Below are 20,755 nucleotides of genomic sequence, written 5' to 3' on the forward strand. Positions count from 1 at the left end.
CGCCCCTTCACAAGCTCTTCGGGTACCTCTGCTACACTCCGCCGCCCACGTGACCCAGGTCATGGTCGTGCAAAGGAACCAGGATGCAGGGGTGAACGTTGTTCACCCCTACTGAACTGGCCCGGAGAGCCCCCGTTAACGCGGAACCACGGGGTGCATTCACACGATGGAAACATCGAGCGAACCGGGCTCCCCGCCTACGAAAGAGCCCCGACAGGGGTGTTGGAGGCCCCAATGGCCCTCCACAGCCCCCATCAGGGCCCTTTTCCTTGTGAAGAACTTCACGAACTTTCTCGGCGGACCGATTCCGGACGCGTCGCCGTGTGCCCGTTATGCCACGGACAGTGCGATTCCGTCGAGGATGTCGTGCTCGCTGACGACGACCTCACGGGCCCCGGTCCGCTCCATGATCTCCAGCAGGACGAGCGCCCCGGCGACGATGACGTCGACCCGCCCCGGGTGCATCACGGTGATCGCGGCGCGCTCGGCGTGCGTGGAGCCCAGCAGCGACCCGGCGATCTCCGCGACCTTCTCGTACGGGACACGGGAGTGGTGGATCCGCTCCGAGTCGTACTCCTCGAGCCCCAGCGCGATCGCGGCGACCGTGGTGACGGAGCCCGCGAGCCCGACCAGGGTCTCGGCCGAACGGATCGGGACGGTCTCCTCGGCCAGGTCGAGCGCGGCCCGGATGTCGGCGCGGATCGCGGCGACCTCCTCGGCGGCAGGCGGATCGCTGCGGACATGGCGCTCGGTGAGCCGTACGCAGCCGATGTCGACGGACCGGGCGGCCTCGACGTGCTTGTTGCCGACGACGAACTCGGTCGAGCCGCCGCCGATGTCCACGACCAGGTACGTCTCGGTGCCGTGCAGCTCGCCCGTGGCTCCGGTGAAGGAGAACTCGGCCTCCTGGTCGCCGGTGATCACCTCGGGCTCGACGCCCAGGATGTCCAGGACGCCCCGCACGAACTCGTCGCGGTTCTCGGCGTCACGGGAGGCGGAGGTGGCCACGAAGCGAAGCCTCTCGGCGCCCAGTTCCTTGATGACGGCGGCGTACTCACGGCAGGCGGCGAAGGTCCGCTCCAGCGCCTCGGGCGCGAGGCGGCCGGTCCGGTCGACGCCCTGCCCGAGCCGGACGATCGTCATCCGCCGGTCCAGCTCGATCAGCTCACCGGTCTCGGGGTGGACGTCGGCGACCAGCAGGCGGATGGAGTTCGTACCGCAGTCGATGCCCGCGACCCGGGTCACTCCGCCGACTCCTTCTCGTCCGTGCACGGCGTGACGCAGGGGCCCTTGGCCCACCACTCCGGCAGCATCGCGATCGCCTCGTCGCCCAGCGGGTTCACGCCCGGTCCCGCGGCCAGCGAGTGGCCGACGAGGACGTGCAGGCACTTCACGCGGTCGGGCATGCCACCGGCGCTCGGGAAGCCCTCGAGGACCTCGATGGCGTCACGGCGGGCGATGTAGTCCTCGTGCGCGGCCCGGTAGGCGGCGGCGAGCTCCGGGTCGGTGGAGAGCCGGGCCTGCATCTCCTTCATGACCCCGTTGGCCTCGAGCGTGCCGATCGCGGAGGCCGCGCGGGGGCAGGTCAGGTAGTACGTCGTGGGGAACGGGGTGCCGTCCGGGAGCCGCGGCGCGGTCTCGACGACGTCCGGGTTGCCGCAGGGGCAGCGGTGCGCGATGGCGCGCAGACCCCGGGGCGGGCGGCCGAGCTGCTGCTCGAAGGCGGCGACGTCCGCCTCGGTCGGCTCGGTGCGTGCGGTCTGCGGAGGGGGCGTTTCCATCGTTACGTCTTGTCTTCTCGTCGGAGTGTCGTCGGGGGCGGTCGGTGGGGAGGTCTGCTTCGGTACGGGTCGGCTCCGGTGTGCGGGTCGCGCGCGCTAGCGGCGCGCGTCCGCGCGGTCGACGCCGTCCCAGAGGTCGGAGTACCAGGGGTGCTCGGCGGCGCCCTGCTCGGTGCGCCGGGCGCGCTCGGCCTCGGGGTCGTTCAGGGTGAAGCCGGTCTCGCCGGGCATCACGTAGTGGAGGTGCTCCCGGGCCAGCCGGCGGACGTAGGCGGGGTCCTGGAGGCGGGCCTTCTCGTCCCGCAGCTCCTCGACGCGCGCGGCGGCGTCGGCGGCCTGGCGCTCCTGCTCGGCGATCTCGCCGCGCTGGGAGACGTACTGGCGCATGGGGTACGCGAGCGCGACGACCAGCGAGCAGACCACCAGGGCGAGGAAGGCGGCCCGGCCGGTGAGCCGGGAGCGGCGGGCCTGACGGCGGGTCTGGGAGCGGTAGACACGGGCGGCGGTCTGCTCGCCGAGCAACCTGATCCTGGTCGCGGTGGAGAACCGGTCCCGGTCCTTCGCGGCCATCTCCTGTCGCCTCCCCTGTGTCGTCCCGTAACAAGTGCGTCCCCGCACACGGTACGGGACCGGGTGCGGGGACGTACGTAACCGAGGGTTCCCCGGGATCAGCTGATCAGCCCTTGAAGCGCGGGAAGGCGCTGCGGCCGGCGTAGACGGCCGCGTCGTCGAGGATCTCCTCGATGCGCAGGAGCTGGTTGTACTTGGCGACGCGCTCGGAGCGGGCCGGGGCGCCGGTCTTGATCTGGCCGCAGTTGGTGGCGACGGCGAGGTCGGCGATGGTGACGTCCTCGGTCTCACCGGAGCGGTGCGACATCATGCACTTGAAGCCGTTGCGCTGGGCCAGCTCGACGGCGTCCAGGGTCTCGGTCAGCGAACCGATCTGGTTGACCTTGACGAGCAGGGCGTTGGCGGCGCCGTCCTCGATGCCGCGGGCCAGGCGCTCCGGGTTGGTGACGAACAGGTCGTCGCCGACGATCTGGACCTTGGAGCCCAGCTTGTCGGTGAGGACCTTCCAGCCGGCCCAGTCGTCCTCGAACAGCGGGTCCTCGATGGAGACCAGCGGGTACGCGGAGACGAGCTCCTCGTAGTACTCGGTCATCTCGGCGGCCGAGCGGGACTTGCCCTCGAACTCGTACGAGCCGTCCTTGTAGAACTCGGACGCGGCGACGTCGAGCGCGAGCGCGATGTCCTTGCCCGGGACGTAACCGGCCTGCTTGATGGCCTCCAGGATGAGGTCGAGCGCCTCACGGTTGGAGTCCAGGTTCGGGGCGAAGCCGCCCTCGTCGCCGAGGCCGGTGGACAGGCCCTTGGTCTTCAGGACGGACTTGAGGGTGTGGTAGACCTCGGTGCCCCAGCGCAGGGCCTCGGAGAAGGACTCCGCGCCGATCGGCGCGATCATGAACTCCTGGATGTCCACGTTGGAGTCGGCGTGCGAGCCGCCGTTCAGGATGTTCATCATCGGAACGGGCAGCAGGTGCGCGTTCGGGCCGCCGAGGTAGCGGAAGAGCGGGAGGTCGGAGGCCTCGGACGCGGCGTGCGCGACGGCGAGGGAGACACCGAGGATGGCGTTGGCGCCGAGGGAGGCCTTGTTGTCCGTGGCGTCCAGGTCGAACATGGCCTGGTCGATGAGGCGCTGCTCGGTGGCGTCGTAGCCGACGAGCTCCGGGCCGATCTGCTCGATCACGGCGAGGACGGCCTTCTCGACGCCCTTGCCCTGGTAGCGGTTCTTGTCTCCGTCACGGAGCTCAATGGCCTCGAAGGCACCGGTGGAGGCACCGGACGGAACAGCAGCACGGCCGGTGCTGCCGTCGTCGAGGCCGACCTCGACCTCGACCGTGGGGTTGCCTCGGGAGTCCAGGATTTCCCGGGCTACGACGACGTCGATGGACGGCACGAGCATCTCCTTCTGGGATGTGACGCTAGATGTGACGCTTGCGGTGCAGGGTCGCTTTGGCCTTGCGACAAGAGCCTAACCGGCTCCAGGGCTCCCGTCGGCCGGGCGCCCGCCCCCTGGGACGAAAAAGGACCCAAGGGCATGCATCTGGGGCCAAAGACCCCCAGAACTACTCGGCGGTAACCCCGAGCGGTCCTCTTTCCGGGCCGCCGCCGGGCCGTCGCCGGGGCCCTCACCCCGGCCTGACAGGGCCCCTGGCTCCGGGAACGCGGAACCCCGGCCCGGAGCGTACGGGGGAAGAACGCTCCGGACCGGGGTGGTCACCGCGGGAGGGTCGTCGGACTCGCGTGAGCCGCCGGACTCACGCGAGCCGCGGGGCTCACTTCAGGTGAAGCTGCTGGCCCGGGTAGATCAGGTCGGCGTCCTCGACGACGTCCTTGTTGAGCTCGAAGAGCTTCGCCCAGCCGCCCTTGACGTCGTGGGCGGCGGCGATGGTGCTCAGAGTGTCACCGGCGACGACCTTGTACTCGCCGTCACCCTTCTTGACCTTCTTGCCGGTCGGGGTGGTGACGGTCTTCTTGGACTCGGCCTTCTTCGGGGCGGTCCGCGTCTCGCTGCGGGTCGTCGGCTGCTCGGCCTGACGCTCCTGCTGCTTCGGGGCGGCCGGCGCGGTCTCGGCGGCACCGCCGGTGTAGGCGGCGCTGGAGAGGCCGACACCACAGCTCGGCCAGGCACCCTTGCCCTGGCCGGCGAGGACCTTCTCGGCGATGGTGATCTGCTGCGACTTCGAGGCCTGGTCGGCGGTCGCGGCGTACGCGGTGCCACCGTAGGCGGCCCAGGTGGAGGCGGAGAACTGCAGGCCGCCGTAGTAGCCGTTGCCGGTGTTGATGGACCAGTTGCCACCGGACTCGCACTGGGCGACGGTGTCCCACTCGGAGGCCGTGGCGGCCGAGGCGGACCCGGCGGTCATCAGCGGGGCGGCGACGGCGACACCGGCGACACCGGCGAGGGCGACGGCGCGGGTGGCCTTGGAGGGACGACGGTGTTTGCCCTTGGTGGAAAACAGCATGGAACTTCTCCTCACCGACGCCTGCGAGGTGAGCTGTCGGGTTCGGGCCATGTGAGTTGCCCGGCCGCGCGACCTTGCGCGCGGCTTCACCCCAAGCCGGTCCGTCGGCCGTCTGTCTCAACGGCCGGGGGCGGCACTTACCTTGGGTCCCCCGCTCCTGCCTACGGCGCTTGACGCGACGACTGTTCCCATCGGCCGACGGCAGGATTCGGCGATTCGGTCGACGGGGCCCGCGGTGGCGAGCGGTCCTGACCGTAGACACAGACCCGGGGGAAGTTCAAAGAGGCCCAGGTCGGACAAATCATCCCTACTTGCCTCGGGACGAAGGGTATTTACGCAGGTGAGAGGTGACGGAAGCAGAGTTTGCGGACGGGAAGCGCCAGTTGAGACAAAGAGACCCATGTCTCACTGGCGCAGAACCGGACATACGGCCCCGAACTATCCCTGGTTCGCGGTCGACCCGAGGCTGAGGTCGAGGCTCTGGCCAGGGAGGATGAGGTCCGGATCGGCACCCACCGTCGAGCGGTTGGCGTCATAGAGGGCGCCCCAGCCGCCCGGGAGTTCGTTCTGCTGGGCGATCACCGAGAGGTTGTCGCCCGGCTTGACGGTGTATTCACCGATCGCGTCAGCGATGTCCTGAGCAGCCGTGTTGTCCGGGTTGCCCTTACTGCCCTGGTTGCCCTGATCTGCCGCATCCGCACCGGCGTCCGCGCCAGGTGCCGGGATGTCAGTCGGCGCGTCGGTCGGGGAATCGGTCGGCGAGGCATGCCGACCCTTTTCGCCACCCTTGCCCGGATTGACCGACTCCTCCGGGGCTGCGTCACCGCGGTGCTTCCCGGTGCCCGGGCTCGACGGAGCGGTCGGCGCGGTGGGCGTGCCGGACGTCTCGGGCGTCGCGGTCGACCTGTCGTTCCCCCGCGAGGTGGTCTCGGGGATGTCGGCCTCGGGGGACGCCGTCTCGGATCCGGCCGGAAGGCCCGCGGTCCGGTTCGACTCCGGGAGGGGACCCGTGGGCTCCGCCGGCTTCACGGCCGGGCCCGGGTCGACATCGGGCGTGGCGCCGTCGTTCGTCAGCCCGGCGATCGGGGCGCAGGTGGCCCACTGCGTGTCGCCCGCGGCGAACGCCTTCTCCGCCACCGCGATCTGCTGGGCGCGGCTGGCGAGGTCCGCACTGGTCGCGTACGCGAGGCCGCCGTGCCGCTCCCAGCTCTCCTGGGTGAACTGGAGTCCGCCGTAGAGCCCGTTGCCGAAGTGGGCGCTCCACAGGCCGCCCGACTCGCACTCGGCGACCCGGTCCCAGGTGGCGGCGTCGGCGGCGGACGCCGAGCCCGCGCCGAGGAGGGGAAGCGCCAAGGCCGATCCCGTCACGCCTGCGGCGACAACGATGGCGGGGGCCTGGCGGGGTCTGCGGTGTCGTCCGTTCCCGGAGCGCATGGGGAGGGCCTTTCGCGTGACTGCTGAGGTGACGGTGAACGTAGCGGCATTCGAACGTCAGTAACAAGTCGATGCAGCGGAGATCACGCGAAAGTCACAGTCTTGACGATCCGTCAGCCACCCAAAGGGGAGAACTCGACCGGAAGCGTGCGCAATCCCCGCATGATGAGCCCTCCGCGCCACCGCAGATCGGCCGGATCCGCGGCAAGTCGTAGGTCCGGCAGGCGAGTCAGCAGCGTCGCGAGCGCGATCTGCCCTTCGAGCCGGGCGAGCGGTGCGCCGATGCAGTAGTGGATGCCGTGCCCGTAGCCGAGGTGCTGGTTGTCGCGCCGGGACAGATCGAGCGTGTCCGGCTCGTCGAAGCGCGCCGGGTCCCGGTCGGCGGCGGCCAGCACCACGAGGACCGGGTCGCCCGCCGGGATCTCCTGCCCGCCGATCGTCAGCGGCTCCATGGCGTACCGCCAGGTCGCCAGCTCCACCGGGCCGTCGTATCGCAGCAGCTCCTCCACACCGGTCTCCAGGAGTCCGCGCTCCCCCGCCGCGAGCGAGGCCTGGAGCCGCTCGCGCTGACCGGGATTGCGCAGCAGGGCGTAGACCCCGTTGCCCACCAGGTTGACCGTCGTCTCGAAACCGGCGAAGAGCAGGATGAAGGCCATCGCGGCGGCCTCGTTCTCGGTGAGGTGCTCGCCGTGGTCGGAGGCCTTGATGAGCCCCGAGATCAGGTCGTCGCCGGGATCGAGCCGCTTGCGGTGGATCAGCTCCGCCAGATATCCGCGCATCTTCTTGACCGACCGTGCCACCCCGCCGCGCGGCCCTCCGCCGTGCCGGATCATCATCCCGGCCCAGTCCCGGAAGTCGTCCTGGTCCTCGGGCGGTACGCCCAGCAGGTCGCAGATCGCGTAGATGGGCAGCGGGAAGGCGAACTCGTGGATGAGGTCGGCCTCGCCCTTCGCCGCGAAGGAGTCGATCAGCCGGTCCGTCAGCTCCTGCACCCGGGGAGCGAACTCGGCGACCCGGCGCGGGGTGAACGCCTTGGAGACCAGCCGCCGCAGCCGGGTGTGGTCGGGTGGGTCGATATTGAGCAGATGTGTCATCAGCTCGGCCTTGCGCTCCCCCGGGATCCCCGTCTTCCCCTTGGCGTGCGCGGGCTCGTCGTGGTGCGCCGGGTTCTTCGACAGCCGCTGGTCGGCGAGGGCCTGCCGGGCGTCCGCGTACCGCGTCACCAGCCAGGCCTCGACCCCGCTGGGCAGCTTCGCCCGGTGCACGGGCGCGTGCTCGCGCAGCCAGGCGTAGGCGGGGTACGGATCGGTCGCGAACTCCCAGGTGAAGAGGTCGGGAGCGGGGGGCTGGGCGGGGGGCGTACTCACCCTGAGACGGTACAAGGTCGGCGTCGCGCCGGCCTCCGGGCCGACCGGTCCCCCAGATGTGATCGTCCTGTGAAGGCGCGTGGCCTAGATTCTCCCGCGTGGATGCCCAGTTACTCAGAAGCACGTTCGCCGTCGTCGAGCGGCGGGCCGAACATGCCGTCACCTTCTTCTACTCCCATCTGTTCTGGCACAACCCGGGCGTCCGCGAGCTCTTCCCCGAGGACATGCGGGCGCAGCGCAACCGGCTCTTCGCCGCGCTCACCCATGTCGTGACCCACCTGGAGGACCCCGGGCTGCCGGAGTACCTCGCCCATCTGGGACGCGACCACCGCAAGTTCCTGGCCACGCCCCCGCTCTACGCCGCCCTCGGCTCCAGCCTCACCGCCGCCTTCGCCCACGCCGCCGGGGCCGCCTGGACCGTCGAGGCCGAGAAGGCGTGGACCGAGGCGTACGGGTACGTCGCCGAGCTCATGATGCGAGGCGCCGACCAGGCCGAGGCCGAGGGGCAGCCGGCGTGGTGGGACGCCGTCGTCGTCCGGCGCAAGCTGCTCGGTGAGGACCTGGCGGTCCTCACCCTGAAACCGCGCCGCCCCTTCGCCCATCGGCCCGGGCAGTACGTCGGCGTCAGCTCGCTGCGGGTCCCCCGGGTGTGGCGGACGTACTCCCTGGCCAACGCCGTCCGCGCGGACGGGACGGTGGACCTGCACGTCAGCCGCATCCCGGGCGGTGCGATGAGCACGGCGCTCGTCGACGACACGCGGGAGGGCGAGTGGCTGCGGCTGAGCGCGCCCGGCGGCGCGCTGACCGCGCGGACCGCGCCGTCGGTCCCGCGCAGCTACATCGCGGCCGGGACCGGCTGGGCGCCCGTCAAGGCGCTCCTCGAAGAGGTGGCGGAGAGGCCGGAGGACGTCGAGGCCCGGCTCTTCCTCGTCGCGCGCGCGAAGGAGTACCTGTACGGGAAGGAGGACGCCGAGCGCCTGAGGGAACGGATACCCGGGCTGCACGTCACGTACATCACCTCCGCGCCCCGCCACCCCCGCGACCAGGCGACCGAGCGGCTGCTCCACGCGCTGTACACCTGTGGCAACTGGCCGGCCCACGACGTGTATCTGGCGGGCCCGCCCGGCTTCCTCGCGGAGGCCCTGCCGGTCCTCGACCACCTGGGCGCTGCACGCGTCCACCACGACCGCCTGCCGGCCGTGGCCGGCTTCGGCACCCGCCGGATCGGCACGGCGGAGTGGTTCATCGACCCCCCGGAAGTCCCCTGGCACGACCCGGCGGCACGGGCACCGCACCACCCCTGATCAGGGCCCGGCCGGCGCCCGGGTGCTCCCGGTGCTCTCGCGTGTCCCGGTGGCCCCCGTGCTCCCTGCGATCACGCCGTCCTGAGGGCGGCCTCCGCCGCGAGGATCGTGTCGCGGTAGACGCGGGCGGCCGCGCGCAGGGCCGCCTCCGGGTCGACGCCGGACGTCTCGGCCCGTGCCGCGAGATCGAGCAGCTCGTAGCCGATCCCCTCGCCCTTCGGCAGCTCGACGTCCAGGCCCGCCGTCCGCACCCGGCCCGCCAGCTTCGCGGCGAGCGCGAGGCCGGGCTGACCGAGCGGCACCCCGTCGGTGACCGAGTCGCGCTGCTTCTCGATCGCCTTGGTGCGCAGCCAGTGCTCCTTGACCTCTTCCGGCGTCTCGGCCTTGGCGTCGCCGAAGACGTGCGGGTGGCGGTGGATCAGCTTCTCCACGATCGTCCCGGCGACGTCGTCGACGGAGAACGGTTCCTCCTCGTCCTCCTCCGCGATCCGCGCGTGGAAGACGACCTGGAGCAGGACGTCCCCGAGCTCCTCCCGCAGCTCGTCGCGGTCGCCCTCCTCGATCGCCTCGACGAGTTCGTACGCCTCCTCGATGCCGTACTTGGCGAGTCCCTTGTGGCTCTGGCGCGAGGACCACGGGCACTCGCGCCTGATCCGGTCCATGACCTGCACCAGGTCGAGGAGGCGGGCGCCGGGCAGGTCGTACGAGCCGGGCAGCAGCTCCAGGTCGGGCATCGTCACGCGGCCCGAGCCGGCCAGCCGGGCGAGCCCGTCGGTGAGCGCCTGGTCGCCCTCGCCGGAGGGCAGGACGACGACGGTCCGGCCCCCGGCGCACGCGTCGACGAGGTCCTGCGCGGCGGGGCGGGCGTGCTCGACGGCGACCCCGGCCTCGCGCAGATACGGCAGCTGCGGGTGGTGTTCGTCGGCGCACAGCACCCGGTCGGCGCCGTGCAGCGCCTGCCACGCGGGCCAGGACAGCAGTCCGGGCGCCACGCGGTGGCTGGCGGTGAGCAGGACGATACGGCCGGGCTCGACGGGTGATTCAGCGTTCACCCTTCGACCTTACGTGGACGCCGTGGCGGCTACGCACCCGCTTCGGCGGCCGCGGGGTCCTGGCTGATCTGGCGCACCCAGGGGGCCGTGAAGGTGCCCAGCTGGATCTTGTCGTCGTCCCACGCGCCGAAGCGCGGGTTCACATCGATGTCGAGGTCCTTGGAGGCGGCGGTGAAGACCTCGGTGAGCTTCTTCTGACCCGCGGGGGTGTTCGCGATGCCCAGCTTGGCGGCGATCTTGTTCATCAGGACCGTGCGGCGGACGACCCCGTCGATCTGGTCCGGCGCGACGCCCTGCTGCTGGAGCAGCGTCGCGGCGAGCTGCTCCCGGCCGCCGCTCTGCTGGGTGAACTCGTCCCTGGCCTTCTGGATCTCGGCGCGCGAGGCCGTGATCCCGTTGTCCTCGGCGACCCGGTCCACCACCCGGTCGAAGATCATCACGTTGAGCTTCTCGCGGCTGAGGTCACCGGTGGCCTCGATCAGCTGCGCCGCCTGCGGCGAGGCCTCCTGCGCGGTCCGTACGTCCCGTACCTGCGCCTGGAGACTGGACACCTCGATCCGTTCGCCGTCGACGACGGCCGCCGCCCCTGGGTGGGCCTCACCGCCGCAGGCGGTGAGCAGCGGCGCCGCGACGAGGAGCGCGGCGGAGACGGAGAGCGCAGTGCGGCGGTGCAAAGGAGCCTCCCGGCGTGGGTCATTCAGCAGGTGCGGCGCGAAGCGCCTCGTTGAGGGGTGGTGGTCGGGTGACGGGCGGGTGGAACGACCTTGCGGTGATCGATGTTAGGCAGTCACCGGAGCCTGGGCCACTCCTTCGCGGCCACTACTTCGTCGTGACTGTCTCGACCAACGACGTAACGGTTCGGCTGGTGGCGGCCCTGGGCCGGGGAACATCGGCGTTCGTGGCCTTCACCAGGAAGTGCGGCCGCCGCTTCACCTCGTAGTAGATGCGTCCGACGTACTCGCCGACGAGCCCGAGCATCACCATCTGGACGCCGGCGAGCGCCGTGACGATGACGAGCAGCGTGACGTATCCGGGGGTGTCCACGCCGTTCACCAGCGCGTCGCCGACGATCCAGGCGGCATACGCCAGCGCCACCGAGACCAGGATCATTCCCAGGTAGACGGCGGCCCGCAGCGGCTTGTTGTTGAAGGAGAGCAGCCCGTCGAGTCCGTAGTTGAGCAGCTTTCCGAAGGTCCATTTCGAGCGGCCCTGCTCGCGCACCGCATTCTCGTACTCGAATGTGGTGGTGCGGAATCCGACCCAGGCGAAAAGGCCTTTGGAGAAACGGTTGTACTCGGTGAGTTCGAGGATCGCGTCGACGGTACGGCGCGAAAGCAGCCGGAAGTCGCCGACGCCGTCCACCAGCTCGACGTCGACCAGCCGGTTGATCGCCCAGTAGTAGAGGCGCGCCGTCATGGTGCGGGTGACCCGGTCGCCCTTGCGGGTGCGCCGGGCGATGACCTGGTCGTACCCCTCGGCGTGCAGGGCCACCATGCGGTGCACGAGCTCCGGCGGGTGCTGGAGGTCGGCGTCCATGATGACGACCGCGTCGCCCTCGGCGTGCTGGAGGCCGGCCAGCATCGCGGCCTCCTTGCCGAAGTTCCGGCTGAAGGAGACGTAACGGGCGCGGGGGTCGGAGGCGGCGATCCCCTCCAGGAGAGGGAGAGTCCGGTCGTGACTTCCGTCGTCCACATAGACCAGCTCGAATTCTCCGTCGAAAGCGGAGAGTTCGGCGGTCACATGGTCGTGGAAGCGACCGATGATCTCCTCTTCGTTGAAACACGGGACCACGATCGAGAGCAGCACGAAGGACACGACAGCCCACTCGGATGTCTCCGGCCGATTCGAGACATGACGGCCAGGCGACCATTCGGTGAACTGGCCCTGCTCGATCACCATTTCGTGTTCCGTACTGGCATATTCACACCATCATGCCTGCTCAGACCAGACCGGCCGTGGGCCGGTCCGCCGGCCTCGCCTCGTTCCTCACCGTCCTCGCGGTGTTCGCGGGCGACGCAGTCGCCCGTACGTTCCCCTTCGGTCCGGAACGCCGGAGCGTCAACGACCTGGCCAACCAGTTCGTCCCGTACCACGCCCACCTGTGGGACCTGCTGCACGGACGGGGGGACGGCGGGCTGCTCCTCAACTGGCAGTCCGGCTGGGGCACCAGCTTCCTGCCCGACCTCGGGACGTATCTGGGCAGCCCCTTCGCACTGCTCGTGGCGCTCTTCCCGCGCGAGGACATCGAGTACGCGGTCTACGCCGTCACCGTCCTGAAGACGGCCGCCGCCGCGGCCGCCATGACGGTGGCGCTGCTGCGGCTGCGGCCCGGCCCCTGGTGGGCGGCGGCGGTGCTCGGCGCGTCGTACGGACTGTGCGGCTGGTCGGTCATCGAGGCCACGTACAACCCGATGTGGCTCGACGGGCTGATCGCCTTCCCGCTGCTGGTCATGGTCGGCGAGTGGGCACGGCAGGGCCGCCGCCCGCTGCTCGGTCCACTGGTCGTCGCGCTGTGCTGGGTGGGCAACTTCTACACCGCGTACATGGCGACCATCGGAGCCGCCCTCGTGCTCCTGGTCCGGCTCGCGGCCGCTCGCGAGCTGCGCGTCCGGGTGGTGGTCCGGGCGATGGCGACCGTGCTGCTCGGGATCGGGCTCGCCGCGCCGGTCCTCGTACCGGTGTTCCTCGGCTCCACGCACGCGTACCCGGGCTGGACGAACGAGTTCCGGGCGGCCGGCTGGCCGGACTTCCTCGCGCGGCTGCTCCCGGCGACGTACGGCTTCTACACCCCCGCCGCGTTCGTGGGCACCGGCACCCTGCTGCTCGCCGGGGCGCTGCTGTTCCACCGGAAGGTGCCGCGCCGGGAACGGTGGCTGTGGGCCGGGTTCGCGATAGCGGTCGCGCTGTCGCTGCAGTGGGCGCCGACGCATCTGGTGTGGCATGTCTTCGCCACCCCGAACGGCAGCCCGTACCGGCAGACGTTCGTCTTCTCCGGAGTCCTGGTCCTCGCCGCCTGGACCGTCCTCTCGTACGGCTGGCCCGGGCGGCGCGCGCTGCTCGGCGGCGTCGGCGTGGTGGCGGCGGTCGGGGTCGGCGCGGTCGCCAGCGAGCTGGTGACCGGCTGGTCGTACCCGCTGTTCGCCCTCGGACTGGCCGCGGCGGCGGGCGCGCTGTGGCTGGCCGCGCGCGGGAGGCTCCCGGTGGTCGCGGCGGCGCTCCTGGCCGGAGCGCTCGTCGGGCAGGCGGCGGCGACCACGGCGTACGCGGACCGGGAGCGGCTCGGCCGGCTGGACGACTATCCGGCCTGGGGCGCGGAACAGGACCGGCGGACGGCGGCGCTCGCCGAGGCCGACGGCTGGCCGGCGTACCGCACCGACTCCGGCCGCGAGCAGATCACCGGCAACGAGCCGATGCTCTTCGGCGGCCAGGGCGCCGCGTACTACAGCAGTCACACGCCGACGGTGCTGACGGAGACGCTGGCCTCGCTCGGCGGCGGCTGGACCTCGCGCGGGCGCAATCTGCAGAGCCTGGACAACCCGGTGACGGACGCGCTGTTCGGCGTCGGCGCGCGGTGGCGGGGCGACCGGGTGGTACGGACGGACGCGGTGCTGCCGCTGGTGACGGTACGTCCGGAGGGAGCGGCCGTACCGCGGTACGGGGCCTCTCCGTTCCGCAACCAGGAGATGCTGCTCGGCTCGTCGGTGTACACGCTGCCGGGGAAGGCGGCCTGTCCGGTCGGCAGCGAAGTCTTTCTCTGGGCCCCCGACTTCAGGGGGACGGCCCGGCTCGGCGCGGGCGGCGCGCCGGTGAGGATGAGCGGCCAGATGCCGAAGCGGCGGGCCGCGCTGACCTCCCTGGGCGTTCAGGAGACGGCGGGCACGGTCGTGGCCCTGAAGGGCGAACGCGGCGGTGACCACGAGGTCGGCTGTCTGGACCGGGGGCGGCTGACGGCGGCGGTGGAGGGCCTGCGCGCGAAGGCGGCGACCTCGGTCGACGTCACCGACAGCGGTATCCGCGCGGAACTCCCGCCGGGGACGAGGGGGACGGCGCTGATCGCGGCCCCGAGGATCGCGGGATGGAGCTGCGAGGGCCGCCCGGCGGCTTCGTACGGGGGCCTGGTGGCCGTGCCGCTCGCCGGCCGGACGTCGGTGAGCTGCTACTTCCGCCCGCCGGGCCTGCGAGCGGGCCTGGGCCTGGGCGCCGGAGCGGCGGTGCTGGTGGCGGGATGGGTGTGGTGGTCGGCCCGCCGCGGACGGCAGGGACGACAGGGGGGCTCCTCTTCGAAAGCCCCACCGGAGACGGACGTGCGGGCGGACGCGCCGGTGCGGACGGGCTGAGCCGGAGCCAGATCGCCGTCAGGCCGCGATCAGGCCGTCGTCCGGTTCGACGTGACGTCGAGCCGCCAGCGGACCTCGCCCTCGTGCCGCTCCCCGGTGGGCATGAGCCCGACGGCGGTGGCGACGGCGGCGGACGCGGCGTGGTCGGGGTGGATGTGCGCGACGAACGTCCGCACGCCGTGCTCGGTGAGCCGGGCGACCATCCCCCGGACGGCCTCGGTGGCGATCCCGCGCCCTTGCCAGGGCGTCCCGACGACCCAGGCGATCTCGGCGGTCCCGGCGCGGTGGAGGGTCGCCTGGACCGTACCGACGAGCGGCCCCTCGTCCCCCTCCCGGAGCCGGACGACCCAGTTGCACCAGGTGACGCCGTCCTCGGGCGATCCCGCCGTCTGGCGCTCGTAGCGGGCACGGAGCTCCGGCACGGTGGGCGGCGCACCGCCGATGAAGGTGTGGAGCCCGGGGTCGCCGAGCACTCCGGCCATCTCCCCGGCATGCGCAACGGCCAGGGGAAGGAGGGCGAGCCGGGGGGTAGGGAGGCTCTCGGTATCAAGGGTCACCCGAACGAGTATCCGCCTCCGGCCGCAGGGGTGCGGGCCTCCGGCCCACACGCCGAAACCTGAACTGCGCCTGATACCCATCGGATTGAGTACGGGTGCTCATGTCGGCGGTTGTCAGCAACCTGCAGAGTGCGGACATGCGATCGAACCTCTTCCCGAAGTCCCTGCTGGCGGCCGCGCTCGGCGGCGCCGTCGTCCTGGCCGGCTTCGGCTCGCAGAACGCCACCGCCGATCAGACCTCCATGGTCAACACCGCCGCAGCGAGCGACGCCATGGAGGCACGGTTCCTCGAGATGGCGGACCTCTTCTCGCAGAGCTGTGCCCCCGACGTCTCCAGCGGCGTCGATGGCGTGGCGTCGCCCTCCGGGGTCGACACCACGGCAGTGGAGCCGACCCCCGACTCCACCCTGCCCGTCCTGGTCGACGCGGTGCCGCTGACCTCGACAGAGGAGTGCGTCGCACAGAGGCACCGCCTGCGCATCAGCAGGGCGTTCGCGGGGGCGGACACGGCCACGTACGAGCAGTTGCGGCAGAAGCTGGCGAGCCTGAACTACCCGGCGGCGCGGATCCACCGTATGCCGGACTTCTCGGGGGAGCCCGTGGCAAGGCTCGACCTTCGCGTGGGAGCCGAGCACGTGGCTCTGGAGGTGACCGACATCGACAACGGCGTCATGGTCGAGGCGTTCGGCGCTCCGGAGGGCGTGAGCGTCACCGAGGTGCGGCCGGCGCCGCAGCTGGACGCGCCCACATCCTGATGCCGGGCCGTCCGGGGATCGGGCTCGGGTTCCGAGGCCTCCGGGTCCGGCTCGGGGTTCGGTTCGTCATCGCGAAAGGGCCGGACCCCGCCGGGTCCGGCCCCCTTCACATGGACACGCGTCAGTTCTTGACGGGGTTCAGGCAGAGGACGAACTTGTACGACTCCAGCTGCTGCGCGAGGGCGACCTCACCCGCGTCGCCGCACTTCTCCACGTCGAAGGTGTCGTCGACGACCTTCACGACCTTGTAGAGGTCGGGCACCTTCTCGCCGCAGGGCTTGGTGCTGACCTCGGGGTCGTTGTCCGGGCCGGTCACCGTCACGCACTCGCCGACCTTGGCGGACACGGGCGCCTCACCCGTCAGGTACGGGAGACCGAGCTTCCAGAACAGGATCGCGGCGATGGCCACGACGACGCTCAGGATCGTCTTGCCTATGCTGCGCTTCTTCTTCGCCGGCTCGGCGGGTGCCAGGGGCTGCTCGGCGGGCGCGATGGGCTGCTCGGGGGAGGCGGGCGGCTGCGTCGTCATGAGGGATTCCTTGGGGACGTGAACATGATCAGACGCGAACGCTACAGCGCACGGAAAGGGCAAAACGGACCCGGAAGATCCACTTCCTCATCAGTTGTGGACTCGTGATTCTGGCGCCCCGTCAGGCGAAGCGGCCCATCTGCTGCTGGCGCGCCAGCGCCCGGCGCAGGTCCGTCGGAAGCGCGTGATAAGGGCCGTATGCCCGTTCCGTGTCGTACAGGAGTCCCTGGAGCTGCTGATGGGCCGCCGTGTGGTCGCCCATCGCCAGGAGCAGGTTGCCGATCCGGCGTCGGATGTCGAAGAACCGGCTCTGGTCCGCGCCGTGTTCGACGAACGGGAGCAGGGACCGGTACTCCGTCAGCGCGGCGGCCGTCTCCCCCAGCTGCTCCAGACACTGCGCCGCCTCGTAACGGAACTGCAGGGTCTGCGGGTCGGCCGGGCCGGACTCCGCCGTGCGGTCCTCCGCGAGCCGGCGGAGCTCCGGGAGGGCGCGGCGGTACTGGCCGTCGTCCATGAGCGTCGTCGCGTACTGCTTGCGCAGGATGCGGACGACCGGCGAGTGCTCGCCGTGCTCCGCGGCGGCCGCGGGCAGGATGGATCCGAGCAGGTCGACGGCGCGGGTCAGGGAGCCCTCGCCGAGCAGCCGCTTGACCTCGTCGACCGTGGCGGCCACGTCCGGGCGGGCGACCGGCGGCGGCACCGGAGGGGCCACCGGCGGGGGCGGGGTGGAGGCGCGGTCGGGCCAGGGCGCGTGCGGGCGCAGGAAGGGGCGCGTCGGGTCGAGCGGCCCGGCCGGGGCGCCGCGCGCGGGAAGCATCGGCAGCAGGGCCTCGTACACCTCGTGCGCGCCTGCGGGGCGGTGCTGCGGGTCCTTGGTGAGCAGCCGCAGCACCAGCGCCTCCAGGGCCTCCGGCACCTCGGGGCGCAGCTGGCGGACCGGCAGCGGCGGCTCGTACAGGTGCCGGTGCAGCACACCGAGCGCGGTGGATCCGGCGAACGGGACGTTGCCGCTGAGGAGTTCGTGGAGCAGGACGCCGAGCGCGTACAGATCGGTGTACGGGCCGACAGCGCCGCCCATGGCCTGCTCGGGCGCCATGTAGGCCGGGCTGCCGATCGGCGAACCGGTGTGGGTGAGACGGGTGGTGTCGGTGTCCAGGACGGAGGCCACACCGAGGTCGAGGACGGTCACCGTGCCGTCCGGACGCACCATCACGTTCCGCGGCTTCAGGTCGCGGTGGACGATCGGCACCGCGTGCACGGCGGCGAGCACCGCGCACAGCTGGGCGGCGACGGAGACGGCCCACTCCCAGGGGTACGGGTCGTGCTCGGCGAGATGGTCGGCGAGGTCCGCGCCGTCGACGTACTGCATCACGAGGTAGAGGTCGTCCCCGTCGCTGCCCGCGTCGTGGACGGTGACCAGGCCCGGGTGGTCGACCTGGGCCGTGACCCGGCACTCGCGCACGAAGCGGCGGCGCAGCTCCTCGGCGGCGGTGGCGGGGCCGGTCATGGTGGCGGGGCGGAGCAGCTTGACGGCGACACGGCGGTCGAGCCGTCCGTCGTACGCCGTCCAGACCTGGCCCATGCCGCCCTGGCCGATGACGGTGGACAGCTCGTACCGCCCGCCGATGACGCGTCCGTTCACCGACCGCCCTCTCGCGGGTCCCTCTGGTCCTTCGGCTCCTTGCGGAGGAGGTCGCTCAGCTCGTCCAGCTCGGCGCGGACCTGGTCGATCCGGGGCGCGGGCTGAGGGGTCTGGACCGGCTGGTGCGGGGGCTGGTGCTGCGGCTGCGGCTGGGCCTGCGGCGGGACGGCCGGCTGGGGCGGCACAGCCTGCCGGGGGTAGCCGTAACCGGTCTGGGGTCGCGGCACGGTCGTCCCGTACGGGCTGTACGCGCCGGCGGCAGCCGGGGACACGAGACCGAGGCGGACCTTGTCGTGCTTGATGTCGACGACCAGGAAGTAGACCGTGAACGCCGCCGCGTTGAGGAGGATCATCCCCATGGCGACGTCCGCCTGCGTCGTCTCGATGTCCTCCGGCAGCAGCACCATGCCGGTGATCATGACGGCCGCGGAGACCCCGCACAGGATCCAGTCGAGCGTACGACGGGTCACGACGGCGAGCCGGATCATCGTCCCCCACGTCAGGAACCCGATGCTGAACAGCGGCAGCATGGCGAAGAGCACGCGGAGCACGATCACCGACGCCGGAAGGGCACGCGGTGGTGGCGGAGGCACATAGCCGTGGCCGTACATTCCTGCTCCTGTGCGTTCGGTTCGGTTGCGGAGACGAGCGTATACACCGACGGGGACAACGGCTCGGGGATGTACCGAACCGTTGCCGGACCGATCACGGTGCCACCGCTCAGGGCGCCACCGTGCCGTCCGCCAGCCCGTCGTACAGCCCTTGCACCAGCTGCTCCCCGAGCCGGCCCGCGAGCCGCAGCGCGTCCTCGAACTCGGCGAGGGCCCTGAACCGCTCCCCGTACCGCTGCTGTTCGGCGAGCGGCAGGCGCGGGAGCTGGAGGCGGCGGACGTCGAGCCGGGTGGCGGTGGAGGCGTAGCTGCTGGCCTGACGGGTGTTGGCGGTGCCGCGCAGGAACCCGGCCAGGAACCAGGGGTCGAGCGCGGCGGGGTCGGGGCGCAGGAGCTGGAGGTTGCGGCCGAGGGCGGCCCCTGCGGTGGTCGCGTCGACGACCCGGGCCAGGGAGCCGCCGCCGAGGACGGGGACGACGACGTCGCCCTCGGCGAGGACGACGGGCTCCTCGGGGGCGCCGTCGGGGAGGGATCCGGAGGGCGGCTGGGCGGAGAAGACGTCGTTCTCGCCGAGGACCCGGAGGGGGGCGCCGGTGAAGGAGGCCGTGCCGGTGCCGCCGGCGCGCAGTTCGAGGGCGCCGGTGCGGGCCAGTTCGCCGACGGTGACGCCGGTGGGCCGGGCGGCCGCGGCCGGGTCGGCGGCGGTGTCCGCGGGCAGCGCGGGGGGCGGGGTGAGCGTGACGGTACGGCCCAGGGTCTCGGCCAGCCGGTCGCGGACCGCGAGGAGTTCTCCGGCGCCGCCGCCCGCGGCCGGGGGCGGCAGATGGCGGGCGGGGGCCAGGTCGACGTCGTCGTCGAGGAGTTCGATGACGGGCACGGCCCTGCTCGCGCCGGGGGTCTCGGTGACGGTGCCCTGCCTGTCGAAGGGCAGCCAGGCGTCGAGGACGGCGGTGTGGACGGCCTGCCAGTCGAGCTTGTCCCGGCCCGCGCCGCCGATGTGGTCGCCGGTCGTGTCGACGACCAGGAGCTCCGGGGAGGGGGTGGCGCCGGGGGCCGGCTTGCGCAGCACCCACAGGTGGAGCGGGATGCCGTACGGCGGGGCCGCGCCGGCGGGCAGGGCGACGACGGCCCGCAGGGCGCCCCTGCGCAGGAGGTCGGCGCGGATGCGGCGGCCGGAGCGGCGGGAGGCGGCGGCGGGCGGCATGAGCAGGACGGCGGTGCCGCCGGGGCGGAGCCGTGCCAGGGCGTGCTGGACCCAGGCCAGTTCGGATTCCGTACGGGCCGGGAAGCCGTACTCCCAGCGGGGGTCGTAGGCCAGTTCGTCGTGGCCCCAGTTGCGCTCGTTGAACGGCGGGTGGCAGAGCACGGTGTCCGCCGTGAGGTGCGGGAAGGCGTCGGCGCGCAGGCTGTCCCCGGTGCGTACGCGGATGTCGGCGTCGGAGGCGAGGGCGAGGCGCAGGGCGGTGAGCGCGGCCAGGTCGGGGTCGGCGTCCTGGCCGTGCAGGGCGCCGGGGTGGTCGACGGCGCGGAGCAGACCGCCGGTGCCGGAGGCCGGGTCGAGGACCGTGGGGCGGGGGCCCGCGCCGGGGGCGGCGAGCGCGGCCATCAGGGCGGCGGGGCCGGGCGGGGTCAGCGTGTACTGGCGCGGGTTGGCGTCGAGGTGGCGGCCGAGCAGGAACTCGAAGGCCTGGCGGGCGCCGATCTCGGCCGCGAGGTCCGCTGCCCCGCGCAGGAGGGGTACGGCGGGGGCCAGTTCGGCAGCGGCTGGCGTACGGACCGCCCGCTCGACGCCGAAGCGTTCGGTGAGGACCTCTTCCAGGGCGACCGGCAGGGTCTCGGCGAGCCGTTCGTCGGAGACGGCGGCGAGCGTCGGCCAGGCGGTGGAGCGGTCCCGTACGAGCAGCAGGACGGAGCCCGCCTGGGCGAGGGCGGTGACGGCGCCCGCCGGATGGCCGGCGATCTGCTGCCAGACGCGCTCGCGCAGGGGGACCTCGGCGAGCTTGCCCTGGGCGCGGAGCCAGCGCTCGACGTCGGCGAGGGCGAAGGAGGGGCTGGTCTCCGTGCCCCCGACGGGCCGGGGGAAGTCGGCGTGGCGGCGCCGCCAGTTGCTCACCGCGGCCCGTCCGACTCCGGCGAGCCGGGCGATCCCGGCGGCGGTCACCTCTGCTGCGTGCTCCGGCACCTGGCTGCCTCCCTTGGCTGTCCGCACGATTCCCCGCGTACCCGTGCTGTGACCCCGGATCTTACCGATGAACGCAAGACCCACCCTTTCACAGCGTGAGCCGATTCAAATCCCGTGAACCGTGTTGACTCGGTTCACAGGCTCTGCTGTTATTGATTCATCGCTCCACGGGGTCCGG

The 20,755-nt window shown here is 71.9% G+C and carries 18 protein-coding genes and 1 riboswitch; of the genes, 3 read left to right on the forward strand and 15 right to left on the reverse strand.

Going from position 1 to position 20,755, the window contains the following annotated elements; all coding sequences use genetic code 11:
- Positions 1 to 330 precede the first annotated feature (330 nt).
- From ACZ3OF_RS19930 to ACZ3OF_RS19960, 7 genes are all read right to left on the reverse strand, one after another.
- Entirely contained in the window at positions 331 to 1,245 is a 915-nt protein-coding gene (locus ACZ3OF_RS19930; RefSeq protein WP_361672035.1) for a Ppx/GppA phosphatase family protein, read from the reverse strand.
- On the reverse strand, positions 1,242 to 1,781 hold the full coding sequence (locus ACZ3OF_RS19935) for a DUF501 domain-containing protein (protein WP_391801028.1): 540 nt from the start codon (positions 1,779 to 1,781) through the stop codon (positions 1,242 to 1,244). The genes ACZ3OF_RS19930 and ACZ3OF_RS19935 overlap by 4 nt, the downstream gene beginning before the upstream one ends.
- A 96-nt stretch (positions 1,782 to 1,877) precedes the next feature.
- Positions 1,878 to 2,351: an FtsB family cell division protein gene (locus ACZ3OF_RS19940; protein WP_361672031.1), complete on the reverse strand. Its 474-nt coding sequence runs from the start codon at positions 2,349 to 2,351 to the stop codon at positions 1,878 to 1,880.
- 106 nt (positions 2,352 to 2,457) lie between these two features.
- Entirely contained in the window at positions 2,458 to 3,744 is a 1,287-nt protein-coding gene (eno, locus tag ACZ3OF_RS19945) for a phosphopyruvate hydratase (RefSeq protein ID WP_361672029.1), read from the reverse strand.
- Between the two features lie 373 nt (positions 3,745 to 4,117).
- Positions 4,118 to 4,807, reverse strand: coding sequence for a transglycosylase family protein (locus ACZ3OF_RS19950; protein ID WP_361672027.1), 690 nt, complete (start codon positions 4,805 to 4,807; stop codon positions 4,118 to 4,120).
- Positions 4,808 to 4,810: 3 nt separating this feature from the next.
- A riboswitch (cyclic di-AMP (ydaO/yuaA leader) is annotated at positions 4,811 to 4,986 on the reverse strand.
- 259 nt (positions 4,987 to 5,245) lie between these two features.
- Positions 5,246 to 6,160, reverse strand: a complete 915-nt coding sequence (locus ACZ3OF_RS19955) for a transglycosylase family protein (RefSeq protein WP_467305917.1) — start codon at positions 6,158 to 6,160, stop codon at positions 5,246 to 5,248.
- Between the two features lie 194 nt (positions 6,161 to 6,354).
- On the reverse strand, positions 6,355 to 7,608 hold the full coding sequence (locus ACZ3OF_RS19960; protein ID WP_361672022.1) for a cytochrome P450 family protein: 1,254 nt from the start codon (positions 7,606 to 7,608) through the stop codon (positions 6,355 to 6,357).
- 98 nt (positions 7,609 to 7,706) lie between these two features.
- On the opposite strand from ACZ3OF_RS19960, the gene ACZ3OF_RS19965 reads away from it, so the two are divergent.
- Positions 7,707 to 8,912 carry a globin domain-containing protein gene (locus ACZ3OF_RS19965; protein ID WP_467305920.1) on the forward strand — a complete coding sequence of 402 codons (1,206 nt, stop codon included), beginning with the start codon at positions 7,707 to 7,709 and terminating at the stop codon, positions 8,910 to 8,912.
- A 71-nt stretch (positions 8,913 to 8,983) separates the two neighbouring features.
- On the opposite strand, the gene ACZ3OF_RS19970 is transcribed toward ACZ3OF_RS19965, so the two are convergent.
- The 3 genes from ACZ3OF_RS19970 to ACZ3OF_RS19980 all read right to left on the reverse strand — a co-directional run bounded on the left by ACZ3OF_RS19970 (position 8,984) and on the right by ACZ3OF_RS19980 (position 11,770).
- The gene (locus tag ACZ3OF_RS19970; protein ID WP_361672016.1) at positions 8,984 to 9,964 is read right to left on the reverse strand and encodes a nucleoside triphosphate pyrophosphohydrolase; all 981 of its coding nucleotides are present in this window, start codon (positions 9,962 to 9,964) and stop codon (positions 8,984 to 8,986) included.
- Positions 9,965 to 9,993: 29 nt separating this feature from the next.
- The gene (locus tag ACZ3OF_RS19975) at positions 9,994 to 10,638 is read right to left on the reverse strand and encodes a SurA N-terminal domain-containing protein (RefSeq protein ID WP_467305923.1); all 645 of its coding nucleotides are present in this window, start codon (positions 10,636 to 10,638) and stop codon (positions 9,994 to 9,996) included.
- Positions 10,639 to 10,783: 145 nt separating this feature from the next.
- Positions 10,784 to 11,770: a glycosyltransferase family 2 protein gene (locus ACZ3OF_RS19980; RefSeq protein WP_467306176.1), complete on the reverse strand. Its 987-nt coding sequence runs from the start codon at positions 11,768 to 11,770 to the stop codon at positions 10,784 to 10,786.
- A 125-nt stretch (positions 11,771 to 11,895) separates the two neighbouring features.
- On the opposite strand from ACZ3OF_RS19980, the gene ACZ3OF_RS19985 reads away from it, so the two are divergent.
- A complete protein-coding gene (locus ACZ3OF_RS19985; RefSeq protein WP_467305924.1) occupies positions 11,896 to 14,301 on the forward strand; it encodes a YfhO family protein in 2,406 nt (801 codons plus the stop codon).
- A 29-nt stretch (positions 14,302 to 14,330) separates the two neighbouring features.
- Here the strand turns inward: ACZ3OF_RS19985 and ACZ3OF_RS19990 are convergent, their stop codons facing one another.
- Positions 14,331 to 14,858, reverse strand: coding sequence for a GNAT family N-acetyltransferase (locus ACZ3OF_RS19990; protein ID WP_361672010.1), 528 nt, complete (start codon positions 14,856 to 14,858; stop codon positions 14,331 to 14,333).
- A 137-nt stretch (positions 14,859 to 14,995) separates the two neighbouring features.
- Here ACZ3OF_RS19990 and ACZ3OF_RS19995 point away from each other — a divergent pair, with 137 nt between their 5' ends.
- A complete protein-coding gene (locus ACZ3OF_RS19995) occupies positions 14,996 to 15,613 on the forward strand; it encodes a hypothetical protein (protein ID WP_467305927.1) in 618 nt (205 codons plus the stop codon).
- Between the two features lie 121 nt (positions 15,614 to 15,734).
- Here ACZ3OF_RS19995 and ACZ3OF_RS20000 read toward each other — a convergent pair whose 3' ends face one another.
- From ACZ3OF_RS20000 to ACZ3OF_RS20015, 4 genes are all read right to left on the reverse strand, one after another.
- A complete protein-coding gene (locus ACZ3OF_RS20000; RefSeq protein WP_361672005.1) occupies positions 15,735 to 16,142 on the reverse strand; it encodes an LppU/SCO3897 family protein in 408 nt (135 codons plus the stop codon).
- Positions 16,143 to 16,263: 121 nt separating this feature from the next.
- Positions 16,264 to 17,784, reverse strand: coding sequence for a protein kinase domain-containing protein (locus ACZ3OF_RS20005; RefSeq protein WP_467305930.1), 1,521 nt, complete (start codon positions 17,782 to 17,784; stop codon positions 16,264 to 16,266).
- On the reverse strand, positions 17,781 to 18,395 hold the full coding sequence (locus ACZ3OF_RS20010) for a hypothetical protein (RefSeq protein ID WP_467305932.1): 615 nt from the start codon (positions 18,393 to 18,395) through the stop codon (positions 17,781 to 17,783). Before ACZ3OF_RS20010 ends, ACZ3OF_RS20005 begins: the two co-directional genes overlap by 4 nt.
- Positions 18,396 to 18,504: 109 nt before the next feature.
- Positions 18,505 to 20,577 carry an N-6 DNA methylase gene (locus tag ACZ3OF_RS20015; protein ID WP_361671997.1) on the reverse strand — a complete coding sequence of 691 codons (2,073 nt, stop codon included), beginning with the start codon at positions 20,575 to 20,577 and terminating at the stop codon, positions 18,505 to 18,507.
- Positions 20,578 to 20,755: the final 178 nt, after the last annotated feature.

This window comes from Streptomyces sp. NPDC022552, from assembly GCF_055561875.1.